The 8,268-nt window shown below is 58.9% G+C and carries 9 protein-coding genes; 2 read left to right on the top strand and 7 right to left on the bottom strand.

Annotation, left to right across the window (positions count from 1 at the left end; genetic code table 11):
* The 3 genes from DC366_RS19000 to DC366_RS18990 form a co-directional block, all read right to left on the bottom strand.
* Positions 1-355 (bottom strand): Hsp20/alpha crystallin family protein (locus DC366_RS19000; protein WP_108693726.1); only part of this gene is annotated, 355 nt, incomplete at its 3' end.
* Between the two features lie 38 nt (positions 356-393).
* Positions 394-795 (bottom strand): Hsp20/alpha crystallin family protein, encoded by a 402-nt coding sequence (locus tag DC366_RS18995; RefSeq protein ID WP_108693725.1) that lies wholly within the window; start codon positions 793-795, stop codon positions 394-396.
* Between the two features lie 26 nt (positions 796-821).
* Complete coding sequence (locus DC366_RS18990) at positions 822-1,268, bottom strand: Hsp20/alpha crystallin family protein (protein WP_207768785.1); 447 nt, start codon at positions 1,266-1,268, stop codon at positions 822-824.
* Positions 1,269-1,690: 422 nt separating this feature from the next.
* Between DC366_RS18990 and DC366_RS20025 the strand changes: the two genes are divergently transcribed.
* The gene (locus DC366_RS20025) at positions 1,691-1,828 is read left to right on the top strand and encodes a hypothetical protein (RefSeq protein WP_165802968.1); all 138 of its coding nucleotides are present in this window, start codon (positions 1,691-1,693) and stop codon (positions 1,826-1,828) included.
* A 306-nt stretch (positions 1,829-2,134) separates the two neighbouring features.
* On the opposite strand, the gene DC366_RS18985 is transcribed toward DC366_RS20025, so the two are convergent.
* From DC366_RS18985 to DC366_RS18975, 3 genes are all read right to left on the bottom strand, one after another.
* Positions 2,135-2,443, bottom strand: coding sequence for an EF-hand domain-containing protein (locus DC366_RS18985; protein WP_108693723.1), 309 nt, complete (start codon positions 2,441-2,443; stop codon positions 2,135-2,137).
* Between the two features lie 148 nt (positions 2,444-2,591).
* Positions 2,592-2,963, bottom strand: coding sequence for a response regulator (locus DC366_RS18980; RefSeq protein ID WP_108693722.1), 372 nt, complete (start codon positions 2,961-2,963; stop codon positions 2,592-2,594).
* Positions 2,964-2,979: 16 nt separating this feature from the next.
* Positions 2,980-6,057, bottom strand: a complete 3,078-nt coding sequence (locus DC366_RS18975; protein ID WP_108693721.1) for a CheR family methyltransferase — start codon at positions 6,055-6,057, stop codon at positions 2,980-2,982.
* A 203-nt stretch (positions 6,058-6,260) separates the two neighbouring features.
* Between DC366_RS18975 and DC366_RS18970 the strand changes: the two genes are divergently transcribed.
* Complete coding sequence (locus DC366_RS18970; RefSeq protein ID WP_165802967.1) at positions 6,261-7,148, top strand: BON domain-containing protein; 888 nt, start codon at positions 6,261-6,263, stop codon at positions 7,146-7,148.
* 112 nt (positions 7,149-7,260) lie between these two features.
* On the opposite strand, the gene DC366_RS18965 is transcribed toward DC366_RS18970, so the two are convergent.
* Positions 7,261-8,025 (bottom strand): Crp/Fnr family transcriptional regulator, encoded by a 765-nt coding sequence (locus DC366_RS18965; protein WP_108693719.1) that lies wholly within the window; start codon positions 8,023-8,025, stop codon positions 7,261-7,263.
* Positions 8,026-8,268: the final 243 nt, after the last annotated feature.

Raw genomic sequence — 8,268 nt, 5'->3', positions numbered from 1 at the left:
GGATCATCCGGTGGAAGCTGCGCCGGGACTGCGAGGTGAAACCGTCCTTCTCGGTCTTTTCCTCACTCTCGCCGCGGATCGTCAGCACGTCGTCGGTGACGTTGACCTCAATGTCCTTGTCATCAAGGCCGGGCAGGTCCACCGAGACCAGCATCGCCTCGTCGGTTTCCGAGATGTGGGTGCGCGGCCCGGCGGAGATGCCGTTGCCGAAGGGACTGTCGAAGCGGCCCCAGAAGTCCTCGAACACGCGGTTGAGGTCGCGCTGGAGCGACATCATCGGGTTGTCGTCGTCACGGCGCCGGTCCGGTGTTCGGTCGCGGTCCCGGCCCCAGGGAATGAGATCGCTGAATGCCATCGTTACTTCCTCCTTTCGTTTGCCCGGTCAGGGCCGCCTTACGCGGCCTTGACCTTGATCTGTTTCGGTTTGGCGGCTTCGCTCTTCTCCAAGGTCAGCGTCAGCACGCCGTTCTTGTGGCTGGCCTCGATGCCGCCCGCGTCGATCGTCTCGGGCAGGCTGAAGGCCCGCTCGAACGTGCCGGGGGCGTATTCGGCGTAGATGCGCCGATAGCCCTCGGGCGCGGGCGACTCGATGCGACCGCGCACGGTCAACGACCGGTTCTCGACCGAGACATCGACGCTGTCGGGCGCCACACCCGGCATGTCGATGGCCAGCGTCACCACGTCATCCTTCTCGAAGATATCCGTGGCGGGACGGAAGGTCGGGCCCATGTCGCGGGTCTCTTCCGTTTCGGTTCGGGCCACGTCACCACCGCTTTTCTTCACTTCGTTTGCCATTGCTCTTTCCTCCTCTCGCTCGGATGTCAGCTTGCCTTGACTTCGATTTTGCGCGGGCGTTCCGCATCTGGACGGCCCATCTCGACCTCCAGCACACCGTTGTTCACGCGCGCCTCCACCTTGTCGGGATCGACACGCAGCGGCAGACGTATGGAGCGCGAGAATTCACCCGAGGGGCGTTCCCGGCGATGCCATACGGCATCCTCATCCTCGGTTGCGGGGTTCCGTTTGCCTGCGATGATCAGGGTGTTCTCCCGCACCGTCAGGTCGATGTCGTCCTGCGCGACGCCAGGCATTTCGGCGGTTACGACCACGCTGTCGTCGCCCATCCACATGTTGAAGGGGGGCCAGGCATTGTCGTTCTGGCGCTGGCTGCGCGCACCGCCCTCGAACAGGCGGTTCATCTGGGATTGCAGCTGCCGCAGTTCGGCAAAGGGGTCCCAGTGAGCCCCGGACAGTCCATAGTTCAGCATCATTTCCTCCTCTCGCAAGTTCGCCATGAACCGCCCGCGCAAAATGCGCGGGGGTGCGGGAGTGTCGCTGAGGGAGGATGGATCGCTGTCGATCCGTCACGAAGACGAAAGGCACGACCACGTGTGTCGATACGCAAGGCCAGAAACTGCACCTCGCGGCCGATGACGGGGCTAATGCGCTGCACTGCACACGCATCCAATCGCACCAACATCTCCGGGACCCTTGAAGCGGCATCCCGCACCCAAATAGCTGGGAATGCCTCGAAATCTTGTCAAGACCGATCCGAAAAAATGTTGTTTCGAGTTGCGCGCATTTATGTGTGGATCGTCCGGCATACGTTGTTTAGCCCGGACCTTCGGGAACCTCCGACAAGGCCTGCAAGTTGAATCTGCATGCCGTAAGCGACCTTCAGGAGAAGATCATGTCAAAGCCAGACGATGACAAGAAAAAGAAACCGCCTGAAAAACCTGAAGATGATCTGCACAGGCCAGAGGAAACGCTTGGAGATGCGCCGGCAAGTGATCCAAAGCCTACCAAGCGGTCAAGGTTGGAGGATTGAACATGACGGACAATCCAGACCCTTCCCCTGTCGAAGTTCCCGTCCGCGAACCATCGGAAACGCCGGTGCGCCCGCCCTCAGAAAACCCGGTAAATGACCCACCTGAAGATCCGGTCAGGGATCCAGATGAAGCACCCCCAAGGTCCCCTCGCGAGATCCCCCCGGACTAGTTACTTTCGCTGGTGACTTTTTGTCGGGGGCAACACCAAATCTTTCCCGGCGCGGCTTTCAACCGCCGCATGGTCCCCACAACGGCTGCACGGAAGAAGGCGGCCCCGCAGGGGGCCGCTTCAGGGTTTCGAGAGGTCAGGAATCATTGTTCATGTAGCGGCCGCCCTCGCCCATGTCTTCGTCCATGGTTGTGCGCTCATCGGCATCGATCATGTCATCCCTGTTGCGATCGTAGCCCCTGAACACACAGGAATTGTATTCCTCCTCGCTCAGCATGGAATCGCCGTCGGTATCGCAGGACTTGAAGTTCCCGGTCTGGCTGAAGCCGGTGCTGAACTGGTCCATGTTGATGTTGCCGTCGGCATCGGTCTCCATATCCTGCGCGAAGGCGGCAGTTCCGGTCGCCAGCAGCAGGGCACAGGCAGTGTTTGTGATGATCTTCATTACTTTTCCTCCTGATAAATGTGGCTGAACGGCAAGGCGTTGGCCTTCATCGTCCGAGAAGGATGTTAAGCGCAGTTGGAAGACCGACCTTCAATCCATTTTAAGACCTGTGGGTCTAGGCGTGAGTCCGCACACGAGCGTTAGTGGCCTACATGGATTTACCGAGCATCTTACGCAGCTGACGGGTTAAAAGATGCGGCGTGATGGGTTTCGGCACCAAGTCGCACCGATGAAACTGCGGAGGAATCTCTTTCCGGGCATAGGCGCTGACAAACGTGATCGGCACTGCCAAGTCATCCAGTTTCTCGGCAATGGGGAACGAAGTCTCCGGCCCGAGGGTGATATCAAGAAACGCGGCGTCGATCTTGTGAGCTTCTATCAGGTCCATTGCTGTCGCGACGTTGCTGGCCGGCCCGACAACGTGGTCTCCGAGATCTTCGATCATCATCTGGATGTCGATTGCAATGAGCCACTCGTCTTCCACGACCAGAATATTATGAGGGTTTTCCGGCCGGGACATGAACGAAACTCCTGTCTTACAAGGGAAACTCCATTTTTAAGCTCAACCCGTCGGGGTCGAAATTTGTTTCCAGTCTGCCGTTCAGCTGCTGCTCGACCTGACCTTCAACAAGAACGTATCCGAAGCCGTTTCGTTCCGGTTCGCTCGTCTCCGGTCCATCACGCTCGCGCCATTCGAGAGACAGCCGGTTGCCCGTCGAAGTCCACCTCACTTCCAGAGTGCCGCGCGTGTTGGAAAGCGCGCCATATTTGATCGCATTGGTAACGAGCTCATGGATGACCATGCTGACCGCCAATGCCTGGGAAGGCTGCAGATTTACGTTTGGTCCACTGACGTGAATGCGGTCCTGTTCGAACGGTTCGGTTTCCGCCTGGATGATGTCCCGGATCCCGACCGTGGTCCAAGAGCGTTCGGATAACAGGCTGTAGGCACGCGCCATGCCATGCAACCTGTTGACCAGGGTATCCAATGCATCATGCGGGATGTTTTTCCCCCGGAGGGACGTCTTCACGATGGTGATGATCACCGCCAGCATGTTCTTGACGCGGTGGTTCAGTTCCGCGATCAGGACTTTCTGATGCTCTTCCGCCTGCGCGAGCGAGGTGACATCGACCAGCGTGACCACCGCGCCCTCGACCGTCTCATCGGCACCCAGATAGGGGGTGATCCGCACCAGATAGTGGGTCTTCGCCGCCGATCGCGACAGACGGTGTTCATAGATCGACCCAGACTGGAACACTTCGCGGATATGATCCCTGAGTTCGGGATAATCGCTGACGCTGGCCAGTTCCGACAGCGGTCGCCCGAGGTCCGCCGCCCGGAGATTGAACAGCTCTGCCGCCGCGGGCGTAAAGTTACGGATGACCAGGTCGGCATCCAGAAAGACCGTGGCTATCTGGGTCGATTCGAAGAGGTTGCGCAGATCGGCGTTGGCGCGGTCGAGTTCCTCGATCTTGCCGTTCAATTCGGCGTTGATCGTGTTCAGTTCCTCGTTCAGGGACTGCATTTCTTCCTTCGAGGCCTCAAGTTCCTCATTCGTGGATTGCGCCTCTTCGTTGACCGATACCAGTTCCTCGTTCGACGATTTCAGTTCTTCCAGAGCGGTCTCATATTCCTCGACGGTGGATTGCAGGCGCTCGCGCATCTCGCGCACTTTGTTCTCCGCCGCCTCGCTTCTCCGGCTTTCTTCCGTGGTTCCAGCCCCGGAATCCGGAGCCGAGGTTTCAGCCGCCTCGAAGAACACGATGAACAGCGGATCGCGCTCGCCTGTGCCACGCAGAGGTTCCACTGTCAGGCTCAGGCGCTTCAACTCTCCGGAGGCCGCGACCATCGAAAGGTCGCGCCGAATGGCGCTCCGCCGACTGTCAACCACCTGCCGCAAGGCGGCGCGCAATTCCAGGCGCACATCACGCGGCACCATATCCAGAAGGTGACGCGAAGGTGCGCCACGGGGGAATTCCAGAAATCCGCCGGTGCCGCCCGAGACGAAAACGATTTCACCATCTTCGCGCACAACGGCATGGGTGGGCGTGCGCTGTTCAAGGATGTGCCGTTCGACCTTGTGGCGCAGCTGGATATCGGACAGCCCCTGCTCGTGGGTGCTTCCCTCTCTCCTGTCGGAAATCCGGTTCATCATGCCGACCGGGTTCCAGCGCCGGTCAGGACGTTCGATTGCCTGAAAAATACGGCTTTGCTTGTCCACCGTGCGGAACAGGTCGGCATACTGGCTGATGCTTTCCGATGTTCCGAGGAACAGGTAGCCATCCGGCTTCAGCGCGTAATGGAAGGTCGGGATCACCTGGCGTTGCAGTTCGGGACCGAAGTAGATCAGAAGATTGCGGCACGACACTATGTCCATGCGCGAGAACGGCGGGTCGCTGATCACGTTGTGGGGCGAAAAGATGCACATCTCGCGTACCTTCTTGCACACGACATAGCTGAGCCCGTCGCGGTGGAAGTATTTCTCCAGCCGCTCCGGGCTGACCTGACGCAGCAATTGTTCGGGATACCGGCCCTGCCGTGCGACGGCGAGTGCAGGATCGTCGATATCGGTGGCGAATATCTGCACGGGCGCAGAGATCGCGTTTTGCTCCAGATGCTCGCTGATCAGGATAGCGAGGGAATAGACCTCTTCGCCGGTGGTGCAGGCAGGCACCCAGACACGCACCGGGTTCTTGGCGTTCCGGTTCTCGCAGATCTGGGGAATGACCTTGTCGGCAAGGATCTTGAAAGCGTCGGTGTCGCGGAAAAAATTGGTGACACTAATTAAAAGGTCGGAGAACAGGGCGCTGATCTCATCCTCGTCGCGCGACAACAGGGCGCAGTATTCTTTCAGATCGCCGATCTGTCTGACCTGCATGCGTCGCGCGACACGGCGGAAGAACGTCTTGCTCTTGTAGCCGGAGAAATCATGGCCGGTCTGTTTCAACAGGATCCTGGAGATCGCCGCCTGCACCTCCGACGGCTCTGCCTCGTGATCGGCGTCGGCGGACATGACCAACGCGTCCAGCGTCGCGCGACCGACGCGGATGTCGATCAGCTTCTCGGCCATCTGCGCCGCGGGAAGGGCAAAATCAACAAAGCCCGTGGCGATGGCACTTTGGGGCATTTCGGGGTTGAGAGGCGGATTGCCATCTGCAATCTGGGCGAAAGTCACGCCGCCCTTTTCCTTGATGACCTTGACGCCGAGCGTTCCGTCACCGTCGCCCCCCGACAGCACGATGGCGGCAGCGTTTTCCTTCTGGTCCTCTGCCAGTGAGCTGAAAAAGATGTCGATGGGTTTGTGTTCGCGGCTGCCGCGTGTGCTTTCCATCAATTTCAGCCGACCGTCCTTCATCAACAGGAAGACCCGTTCGGGCATGACATAGACCGTGTCCGGCACCACCCTTTCCCCGTCTTGCGCAACCTTGACCTGCATTCCGGTTTTCTGCGCCAGCACCGTATGCAGCAAGCTTTCCCGATCCGGGTTGAGGTGGGTTACGACGACAAAGGCCATCCCGCACCGCGATGGGACCGCTCCGAACAGGTGCGACAACGCATCGATACCCCCGGCAGAGGCTCCGACACCGACGATAAGTGGCAAATCAGTATTCATGCGGGTCACGCTACGGTTTTGCTGTGCCGAAATCCATATGGGACTGCTCCAATGCCGATGCGCGGATATTGGCGCATCCTCCTTTCTAACCCTCAGGATCAGGAGGCTGATTAAAACGCTTTAATGAGCGCGGTCACGAAACGGCGAACCTGAGCGGGTCGGTCGGCATCATGTCGGCGACTCACCTGGAGGAGAGATATCAAATGAACAATCAAGATCATCGCAATGAACCTTCCCGCTATGACGAGCGCGGCCAGCGCGGTCGCGACGACTGGGATCAGGACCGTGATTGGCAAGGGTCGCGTGGAAGGGGCCAGTATCAGGACCGGGATGACTATCGCTCGCGCGGACAACAGGGCCGCGGCGACCCGCAGGACTGGGATCAGCGCAACTATGGTCAGGGCAACTACCGCCAGGACGACTATGGCCGCGACAACTTCCAGCGGGGCAACTACGGCCAAGGGGGCTACGGCCGCGACAACTATGACCCCTATCAACGCGGCGGACGTGATCAGGGCGGCTGGCGCGATGATCGCGATCAATACGACCGGAACTACCGGTCCGAGCGCGACCAATACGGTGCAGGCTACGCGCAAGGCGGTCAGGGCGGCTATCCGCAGGGCGGTTACCAGCAGGGTGGCTACCAGCAGGGCGGCTATCCCCGCGGCAACTACGGCGGCGGATATGACCGCGGACAGGGCCAATATGGTTCGCAGCAAGGCGGCCATCAGGGTGGATCATCCTGGGATCAGGGCAATTACGGCGGCGGCATGCAAAGGAACTACGAAGGCGGCCAATCCCATCGTGGTCGCGGTCCGAAGAATTATCAGCGCTCGGACGAGCGTATCTGCGATGACGTCTGCGACCGGCTGTCGGACGATCATGACATCGACGCCTCCGACATCGATGTTTCCGTGTCGAACCGCGAAGTCACGCTGTCGGGCGAGGTCGATTCCAAGCAGGCCAAACGCCGCGCCGAAGATTGCGCGGATTCGGTTTCCGGCGTCGAGCACGTTCAGAACAATCTGCGTGTGAAAAAGTCGCAATCCGGACGGAATGACGACCATTCGGACAAGGCGAAGTCCAAGTAATTTCAGCAGGCCCTACGTTTCAGCAGGTTACAGGCTACGCTCTTTGAGCGTAGCCTGTTTTGACATGCTAGGCCGAAAGTCAGTCAAGTCCCGACGCTTCCCGGCGGGTTCCCTAAATCCGTTTCACGGCATCCCGTTCTCGGTAATCCTCTTTCAGGTTCAGATACGATCCTTCCGAAAATCCCATCGGCTCATAGTTTATCATCGCCTGCATATCTGCCACGCGCCGTAGCAAGACCTTGCTGCCCTTGCGTTCGATAAAGCCTTCATCGGATAGCTGGCAGAGCATTTTGCTGACCGAAACATTCGTCAACCCGATGAGATCGCCGATTTCTGACTGGTTGAACGGGATCTCAATGACAGCGGATGCAGTCGTGACCGAACCGGAAATCCGCTCGTGCAACATGAGGATCAGCCAGATCACGCGGTGCCGCGCCTCCATGCGGCCTACCGCGGTGAGCGTCCGCATCAGGATCGATTGCATCTGAGCGGATTTTTGCAGGAGATACGTGATGATGTCCGGGGCCGTGGACGAAAATGTCGCAATGGCGGTGAACGGGATCGGCAGAACCACACACTCTCCCAGACTACGCATCGAACAACTGACGCGTTCGGCGCCGAAGTCGGCGAGACCAGCAATATCGCCCGGCTGATGCAAAAAGAGGATTTGCCGTTGCCCATCTGCAAGCACGGCGTAGGAGTAAATCCAGCCTGATCTTATCAGATACATTGATCTCGGCCGGTCACCCTCATGCTGTATATCAACTTGTGATCGGAACGGGATCGGCTCGATATTCCACTTGCGCAAGACCGCGCAGATTTCAGCAACAAGCGGTTCGGTCCTGTCCCTTCTGATGATGTCTGGCAGACGGAACATTCCCCTCCCCTACGTCAACTTTCTCATGATTTAACGGCTTTCCACCTTAGATTGTTCGTAAGCCTTCGGCGAAGGCCGTGGGCGCGCCGTATTGATCAGAGGGGTTTGGGTGCGGCTTTTGGTTTACGCGGCTTCGGTGCCCATTTTTTGGCAAGACGCTCGAAGCTATCGAGGATGCGGCCGATCTCTGCCTCATCCGGGTCGAACTGTCCCCCATACCATTCCAGCATCTGGCCGTGTTCT

This window comes from Pelagivirga sediminicola (genome assembly GCF_003072125.1).
In the GTDB taxonomy this organism is placed as follows: domain Bacteria; phylum Pseudomonadota; class Alphaproteobacteria; order Rhodobacterales; family Rhodobacteraceae; genus Roseovarius; species Roseovarius sediminicola.
This window is presented reverse-complemented; position numbering and strand designations above follow the sequence as displayed.